The organism is Enterovirga sp. CN4-39 (genome assembly GCF_049446235.1).
Taxonomy (GTDB): Bacteria; Pseudomonadota; Alphaproteobacteria; order Rhizobiales; family Beijerinckiaceae; genus Enterovirga.
In genome coordinates, this window is record NZ_JBMSEF010000004.1 from 276674 (window position 1) to 293602 (window position 16929).

A 16929-nucleotide genomic window follows, 5' to 3' on the forward strand; every position below is an offset into this window, starting at 1 on the left:
ATGATTATTACGCTAGATTTTCATACCACTGCTCAAGCCAGCGTCAGTCGGCAAGCCGCGGCGGGTCGCGGCGGGATTCCGCCGCGCACCCGTTTCAGATCTGCGGCGGGCGGGGCGTTCCGCTCTGGACCGGCGCAGGGTTGGACGCAGTCGAGCCCGCATCGTCGGACTTCTTCCGGCTACGGCCCTTGATGACCTTCGCGGCCGCTTCGGCAACAACGCCGCCGACGGTGCTCACCGCAACCTGGGCGACTTCGCGGGCGAGATCCTTCGCACCGCCCGCAGCGCCGGTCGCCGCGCCGGCCCCGGAGCTAGCGGCAGCCGCGCCGGTCTCGACGAACTTCGCGCCGGCATTCGCGGCAGCCGCACCGATCTTCGCACCGGCATTCACGAGCGCGTCGGTGGCGTCCTTACCGGTCTCGGATTTCGCGGCCGCCTTGGTCAGCGACTTCGCGACATAGACGAGAAGCTCCGCCACCATCACACGGCCGACATCGGTGTTGAGCGCGCCGACGATCTGGCTGCCCATCGACTTCACGAACTGGCTGACTTCGCCGGTCGGGAGGCTGGGCGCCTCGGGTACGGCCCGCGCGGCACTCTTCGCAACCGAGGATTTGCGGCTGGCCGCAGCCCCGCGCGACGGGCGCTTGGTCGCCGCCGCAACGGGCTCCGCCACGGTCTCGACGGCGGCCTTCGCGACGCGAGCAACCCGCGCGACGGGTGCCTCCGCGGGCTTCGGGCTGCGCGCGCTGCTGCGTGCCGCCGTGCTGGCGTTGGAGCGGCGTGACGTGCTGGGAGACGCGCTCCGCTTCGCGCGGGCGGGAGCGGCCGGCGCTTCGGCCGGAGCCGGCGCGGCCTCGGCGGACTTCTTCGAGCTCGAGCGGGAGCCCCGGGATTTTGCGGCCGTAGCCTTCGTCTCGGTCGTGTTGCTCTCGTTGCTCTCGGCATTTCCATTCGCGGCGGAGGCTGCAGCGGCAGCCTTGCGGCCACGCGCGGGAGCCTTCGTCTCGCCGCTTGTCTTGGTTCTCTTCGCCATGTGGCGGACTCCTGCTCTCAAGCTTGGCCGTTGGTAACAGCGCCCGTTAGGCCAAGGTTCCCAAGCTTTCAAGTATTCAGGACGCAAGAGACTTAATGGTTCCGCTCCGCGAGGATTTTTCGAACCTCTTCCACAAGGTTCTCCTCCGGAATGGAGACCTGAGCGAGGCGTGCTGCGCGGTATTCGGCGTTCGATGCTCCCGCCGCGTCGGCGCGTGCGCGAGCGGCCCCTTCGATGAGATCCTTGATCTGCACTTCGCCGGCAGCCTTCTCGTTCGAGCCCTGGATGACGACGCAGGGCGCACGGCGGCGATCGGCATACTTCATCTGCGCCTTAATGCCGGCGCTGCCTAAGTACAATTCGGCCCGGATATTGGCATTGCGCAGTTCGGACACCATGCGCTGGTAATCGCCAATACGGTCGCGATCCATGACGAGCACGACCACGGGGCCGAGCTGTTCTTCGGCAGTGACGATCGGCGACTTCACGATCTGCAACGCGGAGAGAAGGCGCGAGACTCCGATCGAAAATCCCGTCGCCGGAACCGGCTCGGGACGGAAACGCCCGACGAGTCCATCGTAGCGCCCTCCCCCGGCCACCGAGCCGAAGCGCACTACCTGACCTTCTTCGTTCTTCACCTCGAAGGTAAGTTCCGCCTCGTAGACAGGTCCCGTGTAATATTCGAGCCCGCGAACGACCGAAGGATCGATGATGATGCGGCCGTCATCATAGCCCGATGACTGGACCAGTTCGGCGATGCTGCGCAGCTCGGCGACACCTTCCGCGCCGACATCTGCGCCGACCACGAGATCGGAGAGTTCGCCGAGCGCTGCATCGACAAGCTTCCGGCCGTCGGATGCCGCTTCGCGCGTCGTCCTCGCGGACTCGCCCAGCTTCATCCCGACCTCTACGTAGCGCATCACCTTCTCGGACGCGTCCGCCGAAAGTCCCGCACCTTTCGTGAAATCCCCGCTCTCGTCCTTGCGGCCCTCTCCGAGCAGTTGCCTCACTCCCTCGGGGCCGAGCCGATCGAGCTTGTCGATCGCACGCAGGACCGTGAGCCGCTGCCCGGCCCTGTCGTCCCCGCCGAGGCCGATCGCCTCGAGCACACCGTCCAAGACCTTCCGGTTGTTGACCTTGATGACGTAGTCGCCGCGCTTGATGCCGACGGCTTCGAGCGTGTCGGCCGCCATCATGCAGATCTCGGCATCCGCCGCGACGGACGCCGAACCGACGGTGTCGGCATCGAATTGCATGAACTGCCGGAAGCGGCCCGGGCCGGGCTTCTCGTTCCGGAACACCCAGCCCGCCCGGTAGGTGCGGAAAGGCAGCGTGATGTTCTGCTCGTCGAGCCGCATCGCGACGTGGCGCGCGAGCGGCGCCGTGAGGTCGTAGCGCAGGGAGAGCCATTGCTCGTCGTCGTCCTGGAACGAGAACACGCCCTCGTTCGGCCGGTCGAGATCGGGCAGGAACTTGCCCAGCGCCTCCGTGTATTCGACGAATGGCGTCTCCAGGGCCTCGAACCCGTAGAGTTCGTAGACCTCCCGGATCTTCTCGAGCATCCGGTTCGTGGCGGCGAGATCGGTGGCGGGGCGGTCGGCGAAGCCGCGCGGCAGCCGGGCCTTGAGCCTGTCGGCCTTGGACATGTTGAGCGCTGTCTTGGTTGAGGACTGCGCTTCTCTAGGCCGGGCCGAGCAGTCCGGCAATGTGGCGCCGCGCAGCCTACGATCTACACGAACTCCACCTCCACGTGCTTGTCGCGCCTGGCGACGACGCGAGAGAGGCGGGAAAGATTGTCGGACTCGATCTGCAGCTTGAATTCTTCCGGCAGCCCGGCCGTGCTGATCACGTCGAAGCTCGCGCCGCTGTCCGAGAGGCTGCGCACGGTGCAGTCGATCACCGAGTGTCCCGAATTGAAGGTCACCCGTCCCGCCTTGAACACGCGGCGGCGCTGGTTGGGTGCAGGCGCAGCCTCCGCAGCCTGCCAGGCAACGCAGCGGTTCCGGCCCTCCTCCTTCGCCACATACAGCGCCCCGTCGGCGCGTTTCAGCAATCCATCCAGGTCGGAGACGCTGCGGTCGAGCGAGGCCAGCCCAAAGCTCGCCGTCACGGCGATGTCGCTGAGCGCCGGCGCCGGCAAGCGCTGCTTCGCCAGCCGGCTGCGCAGCTTCTCGGCCACCTTCATGGCCGAGGCCGCGCCGGTATGCGGGAGAAGCACGCCGAATTCCTCGCCGCCGAGCCGCCCCAGGAGGTCCGTCTTGCGCAAGGCGCCGCGGCAGGTCTCGGCCACCAAGGCCAGCACGAGGTCGCCGACGACATGACCGTGCCGGTCGTTGACCGCCTTGAAGTGATCGACGTCCAGCATCAAGCAGCTGATATCCTGCCGGTGGCGGAGCGCGAGCGCGAGCATGCGCCCGCCCTCGTCACGGAAGCCGCGGCGGGACAATGCGCCGGTAAGGGGATCCGTCGTCGCGAGGATCCGCAATTCGAGCTCGTCGATCACGATCCGGGCGAGATCCCTGAGTGCATCGACCTGCTGGGGCGAGAAATCGCGCGGGCGCGTATCCATCGCGCAGATCGTCCCGATGTTCTGGCCGTCTGGGGTGCGCAGCGGCGCACCGGCATAGAAGCGGATCTTCGGGCCGCCAACCACGAGGGGGAATTCCCGGAAACGCGGGTCGGCGAGCGTGTCCGGCACCACGAGCGGGGCGGCGGCCGTGATGGTGACGTCGCAGATCGCCTCGACTCGCGGCGCCTCCTCGACGGGCACTCCCTGGCGCGACTTGAACCATTGCCGGTGACCGTCGAGCAACGCGATGGTCGCGATTGGCACGTCGAACAGCAGCTTCGTGAGCCGCGTGATCCTGTCGAAACTCTCCTCCGCAGGCGTATCGAGCACGTCGTAGCGCTCGAGCGCGGCCATCCGCGCATCCTCATCGCCTCTCGCTGAACCCGGCACTCGAACCCTCGCCGCTTCCTCCTGAGATGGTCGGTAAGGAACGCACGAAGCGCCGGAATGACACCCCACGCAGGCCCGTATGGCTAAGCTTTTCTTACCGTGGCGCGCATCGGCGCGGATTTCCGCGCGGCGCTGGCACTTTGAGGCGCCGGCTGCGATCCCGGCACATTCAGGCCGCTTTGCCGGATCAGGCTGGGACTTCCGATTCAGGAGTTCGCATGAAGCGCATCACACTCGCAGCCGCCATCCTCGGCACGGCCGCCACGGCCGCGATCGCCCAGCCTGCACGCGCACCAGCCGCCAAGCCGCAGACCGCCCAGCCGCAACAGGCGGCGCCGCCGCCGATCTTCCCCTGCCGCACCGAGGCGGAAACCTGCTTCCTGGGTGTGGTGATCGGCTCGCAGGTCGCGGTGATCTACACCAACGTGCAGAAGGCCGAGGGCCTCGATGCGAAGCCCGTCGACCTTCTCGGCCAGGACGGCGCCAAGGTCGATCTGGCGCAGAATGCCGGCCGCGTCGTCATGATCGCGGGAAGCTACGACCCGAAGACCGGCATCAAGGGCGAGTTGGTCGAGGTGGCGAGCCCGCTCGCCTCGCTCGTCGTCAAGGCGCAGCTCGGCGGCGGCGACGCCCCTCCCCCGGCGCCGCAAGCCTCGTCGAAGCGCCGCTGAAACGAAACAAGCCGGGCGCTGCCCGGCTTGTCGAAAGCGGGCCCGGTCATGCCGGGCCCCATCGTCGAGCGCGCGTCAGGCGACCGCGCGGATCACCTTGCCGACCTTGTCGGCGATCTCGCCGATCTGGTCCTCGGTGACGATGAGCGGCGGCGACAGCGCGATCGTGTCGCCCGTCACGCGGAACATCAATCCGTGCTCATGGAAGCCGCGCTCCATGGCCTCGTAACCGCGCTGGCCCACCGCATCCGGCCGCGAGGCGAGATCGATCGCGCCGACGAGGCCGATGGTGCGGATGTCGAGCACGTTCGGCAGGCCCTTCAGCGAGAAGATCGCGTCGGCCCACTTGTCCTCGAGCCCGCGGGCGCGCTCGAAGAGCTTCTCGTCCCGGTACACGTCGAGCGTCGCGAGCGCCGCCGCGCAGGCGAGCGGATGCCCCGAATAGGTGTAGCCGTGGAAGAGCTCGATGACGTGCTCCGGCCCTTTCATGAAGGCCTCGTAGATGCCCTTCCGGACGATCACGCCGGCCATCGGAACGGTCCCCGAGGTCACGCCCTTGGCGAAGGTGATCATGTCCGGCACGACGCCGTAGCGCTCGGCCGCGAAGGCGAAGCCGGTGCGGCCGAAGCCCGTGATGACCTCGTCGAAGATCAGCAGGATGCCGAACTTGTCGCAGATCTGGCGCAGGCGCTTCAGGTAGCCCTTCGGGGGCGGCAAGACGCCCGTGGAGCCGGCCATCGGCTCCACGATCACGGCCGCGATCGTAGAGGCGTCGTGCAGGGCGACGATCCGCTCGAGGTCATCGGCGAGATGCGCGCCCCACTCGGGCTCGCCGCGCGAAAATGCCTGCTCGGAGCGGTTGTAGGTATGCGGCAGGTGGTCGACGCCGGCGAGCATCGAGCCGAAGACCTTGCGGTTCGCCACGATGCCGCCGACGGAGATGCCGCCGAAGCCGACGCCGTGATAGCCGCGCTCGCGGCCGATCAGGCGGCTGCGCTGGCCCTGGCCCTGCGTGTGCCAGTACGCGATCGCGATCTTCAGCGCGGTATCGGCCGCCTCAGAGCCGGAATTGCAGAAAAACACCTGGTCGAGGTCGCCCGGGGCGAGCTCGGCGAGGCGGCTCGCCACCGTGAAGCCCTTCGGATGAGCGAACTGGAAGGCCGGGGCGAAGTCGAGCTCGGCCGCCTGCTTCTGGATCGCCTCGACGATCGGCTCGCGGTTGTGGCCGGCATTGACGCACCACAGGCCGGCCGAGCCGTCCATCACCTGCTTTCCGTCGGTGGTGTAGTAGTACATGTCCTTGGCGCGGGCGACGATCCGCGGCCGTGCCTTGAAGGACCGGTTGGCCGTAAACGGAAGCCACCACGATTCGAGATCGTTGGGGTTCGTCACGTCATTTGCGGCCCTGAGGCCCTGGGCAGGGGACATCGCTTCACCTCTTCCGGAGACGGGGCGACCCTAACAGCTTCCCCGCCCGGGACAATGTCCCGCAGGCATGGCGCGTGCGCAATTCGCGTGCGGATTCAGAGAGTCATGGCTTTCGCCTCCAGCCCTGCCTTCGAAAGGGCGGCCACGACCTCGAGCGTATCGCGATGGGTCATCGCGTGGATGATGCCGGTCGCGGGGTCGAGCCGTACGGACGCGTCCGGATCGAGCTCGCGGATCGCATCCGCCACGGGACCGATGCTCGCCTGATCCCTCACGCCCTCCACGCGCATTTCGATCTCGTGCCGCTCGTCGCTCATTCCGCTGTCTCCCGATCGCCCCGGAGGGGGCCCGAGGAGTGAACGCGCGAGGACCGATTCCGGACCGGACTCGGCCGAAAACCCTTTTCGCCGCACCGTTGCAAAACGGACTCTTTACCGTTCCCCCGGCCGTCGCCGATGAAGGTCAAAGGGCACGATTCGATCGTGATCGGGGGCGGGGTTCGGCGACGGATGGCGGTTAGGGCGGAGCAGGCCGGATGGTCGGTCACGGGTGCGCTCGCCGGCACGCTGGCGGTCGTGTGCGCGGCCGGGCTGGCGCTCCACATGACCGACGCTGCGGAGATCGACGCCGCCAGCCTCGCACTCGGGGCCGCGGCGGCAGCCCTCCTCTGCGTCCTGCTCGTCCACAGGCAGGTGAGGCGGAGCCATCTTCAGCACGAGAAGATCTCGGAGGAGTTCGACGCGCTCGCCCAAGCCTTGATGCGGGTCGAGGCAGGCCTCGCGGCGCTCGACGGCTCGGGCACCAAGGCCAAATCGACCCTGAACGACGTGGCAGGCGACGTGCACTCGCTCAGCCAGGTCGTCCGCAGCCTCGCCGAAGCCCTGGCCACACAGGAGCGCGAGCTCGCCGCGCTGAAGCGCGATGGCGTCCAGCTGAGCTATCGCACGACCCTCCCGCCGCCCGTACCGGCGGCGGTGAGCCCCGAAGCGCCGAGCGTCGTCCCATCTTTCATCCCGGCCCAGGAAGCCGCGCAGGCGGCGCTGTCGGAATCGCTGCGCGAGACGGCAAAGCGCAGGCTTCCGACCGATGGCAGCGCGGCCATCCTCGCTGCCGCCGCGCTCGGCGAAATCGATCTGCACGTGCAGCCGGTCGTGAACCTGCCTCAGCGTCGCGACCGGATCTACGAGGCCTATCCCCTGCTCCGCTCGGCGGAAGCCGAGCCCCTGCTCCCGCGGGAATACATGCCGGTCCTCCTGTCCGCGGGCCGGGTAGCCGATTTCCAGGCGGGCATCGTTGGACGGGCCCTGACCCTCGTGCATAGGCTGGCCGAGGCCGCGATCGACGCCCGCGTGAGCGTCCCGGTGTCCCCGGCCGCACTGGCGCAGGACGCCTTCATGCGCCGGATCGAGGCGCTGCTGGACGAGAACCAGCCGGCGGGCGGACGCCTCGTGGTCGAGATCGAGCAGGCGGCGCTCGACATCGTCGCGCGCTCGGACGCCTTTCCGCGCTTCCGCCAGGCCGGAGTGGGCTTCGCGCTGACCAAGGTCACGGACGAGAACCTCAACCCGCCCGCCCTCGCCCGGCTCGGCATCCGCTATGTCCGGCTGGATGCCGGCCGCATCCTGGCCGGGCTGGAGCGCGACGGTCTCGCAGCCGATATCGTCACCCTCACCGGGGCTCTCAGCCGGGCCGACATCGAGGTGATCGCGGACGAGATCGAGGACGACGGGCTCATCCCGGAGCTTCTCGACATCGGCATTCCTCTCGCGCAGGGCCTCGGCCTCTCGCTGCCGATGCCGGCAGACGCGGTGCTCGAGCAGCCGCGGCGCGGTACACAGAACCCGAAGCCCGTTCCGGCCACGCCTCCCGAAGCACCCAAGCCGGACGGTTCCGGCCCGCCGCAAGGCTCTCTGCGCGACTTCCTGCGACGCGCCGGCTGAATCTGCTGCCCGCGCGTTCGCCGCGCAGTTGACTCCCGCCCTGCCCTTCCCTAGCGCCAGCCCGTGTCCAGCCCAGCAGAACATCGACGCGCCGAGGCGCGAATGGTCGAGTTCGTCTCGCATTTCGAGACGCTCGCCCCCCGCTACGACCTGATCCTCTGCGACATCTGGGGCGTGCTCCACGATGGCCTGAAGGCGTTCCCGGATGCCGGCGTGACGCTGACGCGCTTTCGACAGGGCGGCGGACGCGTGGTGCTCGTCTCCAATGCGCCTCGCCCGGGCGATGCCGTGACCGAGCAACTCGACGGGCTCGGCGTGCCGCGGGCGGCCTATGACGCCATCGTCACCTCCGGAGACGTGACGAGGGCCATCGTCGTCTCGCGCGGGACGGAGAAGCTGCACCACATCGGTCCGGAGCGGGACCTGTCCCTGTTCGAGGGCCTCCCGGCGCGCTTCGCCTCTCTGGAGGAGGCGGATTACGTGGTCTGCACGGGCCTGTTCGACGACGAGGTCGAGACGGTCGCCGATTACGAGGCGACGCTGCGCAGAATGCGGGAGCGCAAGCTCCTGATGGTCTGCGCCAACCCCGATATCGTGGTGGAGCGCGGGCACCACCTCATTCTCTGCGCTGGCGCGCTCGCGGCCGCTTACGAAGCCCTCGGCGGCGAAGCCTATACGGGCGGCAAGCCGCACCAGCCGATCTACGATGCCGCGATCAAGGCCGCGCCCGGGCACAACGGCGGCTCGGAACTCGACCGGACGCGTATCCTTGCGATCGGCGATGCGATCCGCACGGACGTTGCTGGCGCGCGGGGTTTCGGCGTCGACTCGCTCCTCATCGCGCGCGGCATCCATGCGGCGGATGTCGGGTACCAACCCGGACGTGTCGATCGGGAAAAAGCCCTGCCCTGGCTCCAGGCGCAGGATTACCGACCGACGGCGATCGCGCCCGAACTCACCTGGTGATGCTCAGCCGAAGAGCTTGTCGATGGTGCTCTGCTCGACGCCCTCGTCGCCATTCTGCGGGCCCGCGATGATGAGGACGTTTCGGCGGGCTTCCTTGATGATCGCCTCGCGGTCGTAGAACTCGGCCGCCTCGCTCACCTTCACGGCTTTCGCGAATCGCTCGAGCCTGCGCTCGATCGTCGCGAGCGTCTCGACGGCCCGCTCGATGCGCTGTCCGGCGAGGTCCTCGAAGGAACAGGCTTCCATGATCTCCGTCACGCGCTCGGCCACGAAGGCCGGGTAACCCGGCGTGGTCGGCTCGCGCTCGAGCAGCGCTTCGGCAGCGGCCATGATCCTGTCCGCTGCCGCCTTGGTGGCCTCGCGGACGCGCGTCAGGTCGCTGCGAGTCTCCGGAAGGCTCCGACCGGCGACGTCCGCAGCCCTCACGGCGCCGATATCCCGCCTCAGGCGCGTCACGTACTCGGCGACATGAGCGATCTCGCGCGACAGCTGTTCGAGCGTCCGGGGCTCGAGCACGCGCGCGCTGGGCGGATCGCTTTCCGCACCGCCGCGGAGGTCGGCACGCCCGAGCTGGAGTTCGCGTCCGTCACCGAAGCATCGGCGCCGGAGGCTCGACGCTAGCCTCCGCACACTGCCTCGATCTTGTTCTTCAGCGTCTGCGCGTTGAACGGCTTGACGATGTAGTTGCTGGCGCCGGCCCTCTTGGCCGCGATCACGTTCTCGGTCTTCGATTCGGCAGTCACCATGATGAAGGGCGTGGCCTTCAGCCGGTCGTCCGCGCGCACCTGACGCAGCAATTCGTAGCCGGTCATCGGCTCCATGTTCCAGTCGGAGATGACCAGCCCGTAGGTTTTCTGGCGAAGGCGATCGAGGGCCGCCCTGCCGTCGGACGCTTCGTCGACGTCCTCGAACCCGAGCTGCTTCAGCAGGTTACGGATGATCCGCACCATTGTCTGATAGTCGTCGACAACTAGGATCGGAGTGCCGTAATCCAAGCCCATCCTGGCGCCCCATGCGACATTTTCCGCTGTTTGCCCGCGGTTACTGTGAGCATTTAGGGGTTCCTGCGTTGCAGACCCGTTAAGCTGATCTTCGACAGGCGGGCGCTTCCCGACTTGACCCCCGCAGCGCCATCCGACATGGCTCGCCGGTTCCCGACACATGCCGATGACCGTTCCTCACACCAGCCGTGCGCGTGCTCTCGTGGTCTGCCGTGACGGCGACGCCATCCCGCCGGAGTTGCACGGGGCGGTGATCGCGATCGGCAACTTCGATGGGCTTCACCGCGGTCACCAGTCTCTCATTGCGACCGCCGTCGAGGCGGCGCACCGCGAGAGCCGTCCCGCCGCGATCCTGACTTTCGATCCGCACCCGCGCGCCTTCTTCGCTCCGCAGGCGAGCCATTTCCGGCTTACGCCCGAGCCGGTGAAACTGAAGATCCTGGCGCAGCTCGGGGTGGACGTCGCCTTCATCCGGCGCTTCGACGCCACGCTTGCCGGAACCAGCGCGCGCGACTTCGTGCACGACCTCCTCCACCGGCAGCTCGGGGCGTCCGCCCTCGTTATCGGCGGCGACTTCCATTTCGGCCGCGGCCGCGAGGGCACGCCCGCCGTGCTGGTGGAACTCGCGGGCGAGGAAGGCATCGGCGTCACGACAGTCGGTACGGTGAAGGACGACGGCAGCGCGGTTTCGTCCAGCCGCATCCGGGCGGCGCTCGAAGTCGGCGACATCGGAACGGCGAACGAGCTCCTCGGCTATCGCTGGTTCGTGGAGGGCGAGGTCCGGCATGGCGACAAGCGCGGGCGGGTCCTCGGCTACCCGACCGCGAACCTGCGCCTCGACGAGGGCTGCCACTTGGCCCACGGCATCTACGCGGTCCGGGTTGCCGTCGCGCCCGGCGAGGTTCGCGACGGCGTAGCGAGCTTCGGGCGGCGTCCGACCTTCGACAACGGCGCGCCGCTGCTGGAAACCTTCATCTTCGACTTCTCGGGCGACCTCTATGGGCGCAGCCTCGACATCGAGTTCATCGGCCGGATCCGGCCGGAGGAGCGCTTCGAGAGCGCGGAGGCCCTGGTCGAGCAGATGAAGCGCGACGAGGCGCGGGCCCGCGAGATGCTGGCCGCCTCCCGGGAATCGGAGCTCCGGTCCTTCATCGGCTGAGGCTGTCCTTCCTTAACAACCCTTCGGCTGATAGAAGCCCCTCGACTGAAAGGCGGACGACCAGCTCGATGACCTTCATCGGCGTCAACATTCGGCGAATTATCTGCCCGGCGCACGCGTAAAGTCGCGGCGGCCGGGTCGCCTTTTCTCCCCCTTTCCGCCGCCGCGCTGGCGGCCCGCCTCATGGTTTGATGTCGATGAGTGAGCAGAGTGCGAGGACGCCTTCGGCCGTCCGCGACTATTCCGAGACCCTGTTCCTGCCCAAGACGGGCTTCCCGATGCGGGCTGGCCTGCCGCAGCGCGAACCGCTGCTGCTGAAGCGCTGGGAGGAGGCCGGCCTCTACGGCCAGCTCCGCAGCAGGGCAGCCGGACGGCCGCGCTTCGTGCTGCATGACGGCCCACCCTACGCGAACGGCAACATCCATATCGGGCACGCGCTCAACAAGATCCTGAAGGATCTCGTCACGCGCTCGCAGCAGATGCTCGGCTTCGATTCCAACTACGTGCCCGGCTGGGACTGCCACGGCCTCCCGATCGAGTGGAAGATCGAGGAGGAGTACCGCGCCAAGGGCAAGAACAAGGACGAGGTGCCGGTCGTCGATTTCCGGCGCGAATGCCGCGCCTTCGCCGAGAAATGGATCGATATCCAGCGCGGCGAGTTCAAGCGCCTCGGCGTCGAGGGCGACTGGAGCCATCCCTACACGACGATGGCCTTCCCGGCCGAGGCGCAGATCGCGCGCGAGATCATGAGCTTCGCCCGCACGGGACAGCTTTATCGCGGCTCCAAGCCCGTCATGTGGTCCTCCGTCGAGAAGACGGCGCTGGCCGAGGCCGAGGTCGAGTACCACGAGAAGACCTCCCAGCAGATCTGGGTGGCCTTCCCGATCACGCAGACGCTCGACGCCGATCTGGAGGGCGCCTCCGTCCTGATCTGGACGACCACGCCCTGGACCATCCCGGCCAACCGGGCGATCGTGTTCGGGTCGGAGATCTCCTACGGTCTCTACGAGGTCACGGAGGCGGCCGCCGACAACTGGGCGCGGGTCGGGGCGCGCTACGTCATCGCGGACAAGCTCGCGGCCGAGGTGTTCGGCGCGGCGCGTGTGGCTGCGTATTCGCGCGTCAAGGACGTCCTGCCCGTCATGATCGTGCGCTGCGCGCACCCGTTCCGGGGCCTTGTCGGTGCCGGCGGCTACTGGGATTTCGACGTGCCGGTGCTCCCGGCCGACTACGTGACGGACGATGCCGGAACGGGCTTCGTCCACACGGCGCCCGGACACGGCATCGACGATTACGGCACCTTCCTGAAGCACCGGGAGACCTTCGCGGCCTGCGGCACGCCCGAGGTGCCGCACACGGTGAACGAGGATTCCGCCTACTTCCCCAACGTGCCGTTCTTCGCCGGCGAGCGGGTCTATGACAGCAAGGGGAAGGACGGCGGGGCGAACGACGCCGTGATCCGCAAGCTGAGCGAGGTCGGCGCGATGGTCGCGCGCGGGCGGCTGAAGCACCAGTACCCGCATTCCTGGCGCTCGAAGGGGCCCCTCCTCTTCCGCAACACGCCGCAATGGTTCATCGCCATGGACCGCGATCTCGGCGACGGCACGACGCTCCGCTCGCGCGCGCTCGACCAGATCAAGCATCACGTCCGCTGGGTGCCGGCGATCGGCGAGAACCGCATCAACGGCATGATCGAGAATCGGCCGGACTGGGTGGTCTCGCGCCAGCGCGCCTGGGGCGTGCCAATCGCGATCTTCGTCGCCAAGGGCGCCGAGGGCGACAATGCCATCCTCCGGGACGACCGCGTCGACGAGGCGATCGCGGCGGCCTTCGCGGCCGAGGGCGCCGATGCCTGGTTCAAGGAAGGTGCAGCGGAGCGCTTTCTCGCACCGTCCGGCTACGATCCGGGCGCCTTCGAGAAGGTCGACGACATCCTCGACGTCTGGTTCGATTCCGGCTCCACCCACGCCTTCACGCTGGAGGACCCGGAGCATTTCCCCGGCCTCGCCGGCACGCGCCGCAAGGTCGACGGTGGCCGGGACAGCGTTATGTACCTGGAAGGATCGGACCAGCATCGCGGCTGGTTCCATTCCTCGCTGCTCGAATCCTGCGGCACGCGCGGGCGTGCGCCGTTCGACGTCGTCCTCACGCACGGCTTCGTCCTCGACGAGCGCGGGGAGAAGATGTCGAAGTCCCGCGGCAACGTCACGGCTCCGCAAGAGGTGATCGCCTCCTCGGGCGCCGACATCCTGCGCCTCTGGGTGGCGGCCTCCGACTATTCGGACGATCTCCGGATCGGGCCCGAGATCATCAAGACCTTCGCCGAGACCTACCGGAAGCTTCGCAACACGATCCGCTGGATGCTGGGCTCGCTCGCGCATTACCGGGAGGAGGACCGCGTCGCGGTCGCCGAGATGCCGGAGCTGGAGCGCCTCATCCTCCACCGGCTGGCTGAGCTCGATGGCGAGATCCGCAAGGCCTATGCGGATTTCGAGTACAGCCGCGTCGTCGCGCTGCTCTCCGCCTTCATGACGGGCGACCTGTCGGCCTTCTACTTCGACATCCGCAAGGACGCGCTCTACTGCGATCCGATCTCGAGCCCGACCCGCAAGGCCGCGCTCACGGTCATCGACGAGGTGTTCCGCTGCGTGACGGTCTGGATCGCGCCGATCCTCGCCTTCACGGCCGAGGAGGCTTGGCTCGAGCGCTATCCATCCGAGGACGGGTCGGTTCACCTCGAGGTGTTCCCCTCTCCGCCGGCCGAATGGCTCGCGCCCGATCTTGCCCGGAAATGGGCCGGGATCCGCCGCGTCCGCCGCGTCGTCACCGGGGCGCTGGAGATCGAGCGCGCCGCGAAGCGAATCGGTGCGAGCATGGAGGCTTCGCCGCGCATCTACATCGCCGATGGGGACCTCCGGGCCGCACTCGACGGCGTGGACCTCGCCGAGATCTGCATCACGTCCGGCGCGAAGCTGGTCGAGGGCGATGGCCCGGCAGACGCGTTCCGCCTGGAGGACGTCCGGGGCGTTGCCGTCGTGCCGGAGCGCGCCGAGGGCCGCAAATGCGCCCGGTCGTGGAAGATCACGCCGGATGTCGGCCAGGATCCCGACTACCCCGACGTGACGCCGCGCGATGCCGCGGCGCTCCGGGAGTGGGACGCGGCGCACGCGGCCTGACGTGACGATGTCGCCCGCTGCCCGGCTCGGCTATCTCGCCGCGGTCGTCACCTTCGTGGCCGATCAGGTCTCCAAGCTCGGCCTGCTGTTCGTCTACGACCTGCCGATGCGCGAGCCCGTCGCGCTCGGCCCCTTCGTCAACCTGATCGTGGTCTGGAACCGCGGCATCTCGTACGGGCTGCTCCAGCAGGGGACCGATCTCGGGCGCTGGGCGCTGGTCGTGCTGTCGGTCGTAGCCACCATCGGGCTGCTGCTCTGGGTGAATCGGGCGCAGCGGCGGTTCCTCGCCCTCTCGCTCGGGCTCCTGGCCGGAGGGGCGGCCGGGAACGCCGTCGACCGCGCGGCCTACGGGGCCGTGTTCGACTTCGTGCAGCTCCATGCGGCCGGCTATTCCTGGTACGTCTTCAACATCGCCGACGTGGCCATCGTTGCCGGGGTGGTTGGCCTGCTTTATGACTCCCTTGTCTTGGACCGGCGCCGCGCAGGCGCCGTCTGAGGGACGGATGCGGCCAAGCCGTCACATGAAAGCCCCATTGAAGGGCGACGGCACCGACGGGGACGTAGGACCAGGCATGACAGACTTCCGTTTCGCCCGCCTCGGGCTGTTCTGCGCCGCGACGATGGCGCTGGCCTTCGGGTCCACCGCTCACGCTCAGGAAGGCGTGGCGATCAAGAACCTTCTCGGCTCGATGGGAATCATCAGCCCGGAGAAGGACCCGATCCGCTACCGCGAGCGGGCGCCGCTCGTGCTGCCGCCGAAGATGGAGCTGCGCGCTCCCGCCAGCGGCGAGAGCTATGCCTCGAACCCGCAATGGCCGAACGACCCGGACGTCGCCGCGCGAAATCGCCGCGCCGCTGAGCAGCGTCGGCCTGTGACCGAGAGCGAGGTCAGGCGCATGTCGGAGAACAATCCGCGCCTGACGATCGACGAGATTCGCGCCGGCCGCAATCCGAACGGGCCAGGGCCCGGTCGGCACAAGAGCGACCGCGACGGCGTCTGGATGAGCCCGACGGAACTCACTGCCGGGCCGAAATCGGACAACGACCAGGTCGCGAGCGCGACGCCGGTCCGTCGGACGCTCACGGATCCTCCGTCCGTGATGCGGGCCCCGACCGGCGCAGGCCGTGCGGGCGGCGACTTCCAGGGCAAGATCGACCAGCAGGAGCAAGATGCCAATCCGATCAATTGGCTGACCCGCGCCTTCCGGCCGAGCGAAGACGACTAGGCGCACGACTGCGTCCCGGATCGATAACGAATGCACCAGATCATCCGCGGCGCAGGCTTGCGCAGCGACAGCATGACATTGGGTGCGGGGAGCAATGGCGGCCCCGACCTTTCCTGCGCCAGGCTGGATAACGGCCTCGAGATCGTCGTGATCCCAGACCGCCGCGTCCCGGTGGTCACGCATATGGTCTGGTACAAGAACGGCTCGGCGGACGATCCGCTCGGGCAATCGGGTATCGCGCATTTCCTCGAGCACCTGATGTTCAAGGGAACGGAGCGGCACCCGGCCGGCGAGTTCAGCAAGGTGGTTTCGGCCCTCGGCGGGCAGGAGAACGCCTTCACGTCGTTCGACTACACGGCCTATTTCCAGCGCGTGGCCCCGCAGCATCTCCAGCGCATGATGGAGTTCGAGGCGGACCGCATGAGCGGCCTGAACTTCGACGATTCCGTCGTCGCGCCGGAGCGGGACGTCGTTCTCGAGGAGCGGCGGATGCGGGTCGAGACCGATCCCTCGGCACAACTCTCCGAGGCCATGGCGGCCTCGCTGTTCATCCATCATCCCTACGGCATCCCCATCATCGGCTGGATGCACGAGATCGAGACGCTCGATCGCAAGAACGCGCTCGACTACTACCGGCGCTTCTACTCGCCCGACAACGCGATCCTGGTGGTCGCGGGCGATGTCGAGGCCGCCGAGGTGGTGCGGCTCGCGGAAGGCACCTACGGGCGCAATGCCCCGCACGGGGACAGGAGCGCGCGGCGACGCCCTCGCGAACCCGATCCGCGCGCCTCGCGGATCGTCAGCGTCGCCGATCCGAAGGTCGAGCAGGAGACCCTGCACAGGCTCTACCTCGTGCCGTCGACCCGGACGGCGGACGGCCTCGAAGCCCACGCGCTCGAAGTCCTGACCGAACTCCTCGGCGGCGGCCCGACCTCGCATCTCTACCGCACCCTCGTGATGGACGGCGGCCGCGCCGTGAATGCCGGCGCCTGGTACATGGGCTCCGCCATCGACGAGACCCGCTTCGCCGTCTACGCGGTCCCGGCGGAAGGCGTCACGCCGGCCGAACTCGAAGCCGATCTCGATCGCGCGGTCGCGTCCTGCCTCTCCACGGTGTCGGACGAGGCGATCGAGCGGGCCAAGACGCGGCTGATCGCCGAGACCATCTACTCCCTCGACAGCCAGAGCTCGCTCGCCCGTATCTACGGCTCCGCCCTTGCGGTGGGCGAGACGCTGGACGATGTCCGGCGCTGGCCGGAGGATATCCGGGCCGTCACCCGGGAAAAGCTGGCGGAGGTCGCCCAGCGCTATCTGGTCGCCCGCCGCTCCGTCACCGGTTACCTGTTGAAAGAATCGTCATGCTGATC

The 16929-nt window shown here is 68.1% G+C and carries 15 protein-coding genes; 8 read left to right on the forward strand and 7 right to left on the reverse strand.

Going from position 1 to position 16929, the window contains the following annotated elements; genetic code table 11:
• Nucleotides 1-94: 94 nt before the first annotated feature.
• The 3 genes from ACO2SS_RS09785 to ACO2SS_RS09795 form a co-directional block, all read right to left on the reverse strand.
• Nucleotides 95-1036 carry a hypothetical protein gene (locus tag ACO2SS_RS09785; RefSeq protein ID WP_423277446.1) on the reverse strand — a complete coding sequence of 314 codons (942 nt, stop codon included), beginning with the start codon at nt 1034-1036 and terminating at the stop codon, nt 95-97.
• Nucleotides 1037-1128: 92 nt separating this feature from the next.
• Complete coding sequence (hisS, locus tag ACO2SS_RS09790) at nt 1129-2682, reverse strand: histidine--tRNA ligase (protein WP_423277447.1); 1554 nt, start codon at nt 2680-2682, stop codon at nt 1129-1131.
• Nucleotides 2683-2765: 83 nt separating this feature from the next.
• Nucleotides 2766-3959, reverse strand: coding sequence for a GGDEF domain-containing protein (locus ACO2SS_RS09795; protein ID WP_423277448.1), 1194 nt, complete (start codon nt 3957-3959; stop codon nt 2766-2768).
• A gap of 254 nt (nt 3960-4213) precedes the next feature.
• On the opposite strand from ACO2SS_RS09795, the gene ACO2SS_RS09800 reads away from it, so the two are divergent.
• Complete coding sequence (locus tag ACO2SS_RS09800) at nt 4214-4666, forward strand: hypothetical protein (RefSeq protein ID WP_423277449.1); 453 nt, start codon at nt 4214-4216, stop codon at nt 4664-4666.
• Nucleotides 4667-4741: 75 nt separating this feature from the next.
• Here the strand turns inward: ACO2SS_RS09800 and ACO2SS_RS09805 are convergent, their stop codons facing one another.
• Both ACO2SS_RS09805 and ACO2SS_RS09810 read right to left on the reverse strand, forming a co-directional pair.
• Entirely contained in the window at nt 4742-6094 is a 1353-nt protein-coding gene (locus tag ACO2SS_RS09805) for an aspartate aminotransferase family protein (RefSeq protein WP_423277450.1), read from the reverse strand.
• A 95-nt stretch (nt 6095-6189) separates the two neighbouring features.
• The gene (locus ACO2SS_RS09810; RefSeq protein ID WP_423277451.1) at nt 6190-6411 is read right to left on the reverse strand and encodes a heavy metal transporter; all 222 of its coding nucleotides are present in this window, start codon (nt 6409-6411) and stop codon (nt 6190-6192) included.
• A gap of 138 nt (nt 6412-6549) precedes the next feature.
• On the opposite strand from ACO2SS_RS09810, the gene ACO2SS_RS09815 reads away from it, so the two are divergent.
• Both ACO2SS_RS09815 and ACO2SS_RS09820 read left to right on the forward strand, forming a co-directional pair.
• Nucleotides 6550-8034 (forward strand): EAL domain-containing protein, encoded by a 1485-nt coding sequence (locus tag ACO2SS_RS09815; RefSeq protein WP_423277452.1) that lies wholly within the window; start codon nt 6550-6552, stop codon nt 8032-8034.
• A 102-nt stretch (nt 8035-8136) separates the two neighbouring features.
• Complete coding sequence (locus tag ACO2SS_RS09820; protein WP_423277453.1) at nt 8137-9000, forward strand: TIGR01459 family HAD-type hydrolase; 864 nt, start codon at nt 8137-8139, stop codon at nt 8998-9000.
• Between the two features lie 3 nt (nt 9001-9003).
• On the opposite strand, the gene ACO2SS_RS09825 is transcribed toward ACO2SS_RS09820, so the two are convergent.
• A complete protein-coding gene (locus ACO2SS_RS09825; protein WP_423277454.1) occupies nt 9004-9630 on the reverse strand; it encodes a chemotaxis protein in 627 nt (208 codons plus the stop codon).
• A complete protein-coding gene (locus ACO2SS_RS09830; protein ID WP_423277455.1) occupies nt 9618-10001 on the reverse strand; it encodes a response regulator in 384 nt (127 codons plus the stop codon). Before ACO2SS_RS09830 ends, ACO2SS_RS09825 begins: the two co-directional genes overlap by 13 nt.
• A 166-nt stretch (nt 10002-10167) precedes the next feature.
• Between ACO2SS_RS09830 and ACO2SS_RS09835 the strand changes: the two genes are divergently transcribed.
• The 5 genes from ACO2SS_RS09835 to ACO2SS_RS09855 all read left to right on the forward strand — a co-directional run bounded on the left by ACO2SS_RS09835 (nt 10168) and on the right by ACO2SS_RS09855 (nt 16927).
• Complete coding sequence (locus ACO2SS_RS09835) at nt 10168-11160, forward strand: bifunctional riboflavin kinase/FAD synthetase (protein ID WP_423277456.1); 993 nt, start codon at nt 10168-10170, stop codon at nt 11158-11160.
• Nucleotides 11161-11357: 197 nt separating this feature from the next.
• A complete protein-coding gene (gene ileS / locus ACO2SS_RS09840) occupies nt 11358-14336 on the forward strand; it encodes an isoleucine--tRNA ligase (RefSeq protein WP_423277457.1) in 2979 nt (992 codons plus the stop codon).
• A 7-nt stretch (nt 14337-14343) separates the two neighbouring features.
• Nucleotides 14344-14832 carry a signal peptidase II gene (lspA, locus tag ACO2SS_RS09845; protein ID WP_423277458.1) on the forward strand — a complete coding sequence of 163 codons (489 nt, stop codon included), beginning with the start codon at nt 14344-14346 and terminating at the stop codon, nt 14830-14832.
• A gap of 76 nt (nt 14833-14908) precedes the next feature.
• The gene (locus ACO2SS_RS09850; RefSeq protein WP_423277459.1) at nt 14909-15562 is read left to right on the forward strand and encodes a hypothetical protein; all 654 of its coding nucleotides are present in this window, start codon (nt 14909-14911) and stop codon (nt 15560-15562) included.
• A 30-nt stretch (nt 15563-15592) separates the two neighbouring features.
• Nucleotides 15593-16927 carry a M16 family metallopeptidase gene (locus tag ACO2SS_RS09855; RefSeq protein WP_423277460.1) on the forward strand — a complete coding sequence of 445 codons (1335 nt, stop codon included), beginning with the start codon at nt 15593-15595 and terminating at the stop codon, nt 16925-16927.
• Nucleotides 16928-16929: the final 2 nt, after the last annotated feature.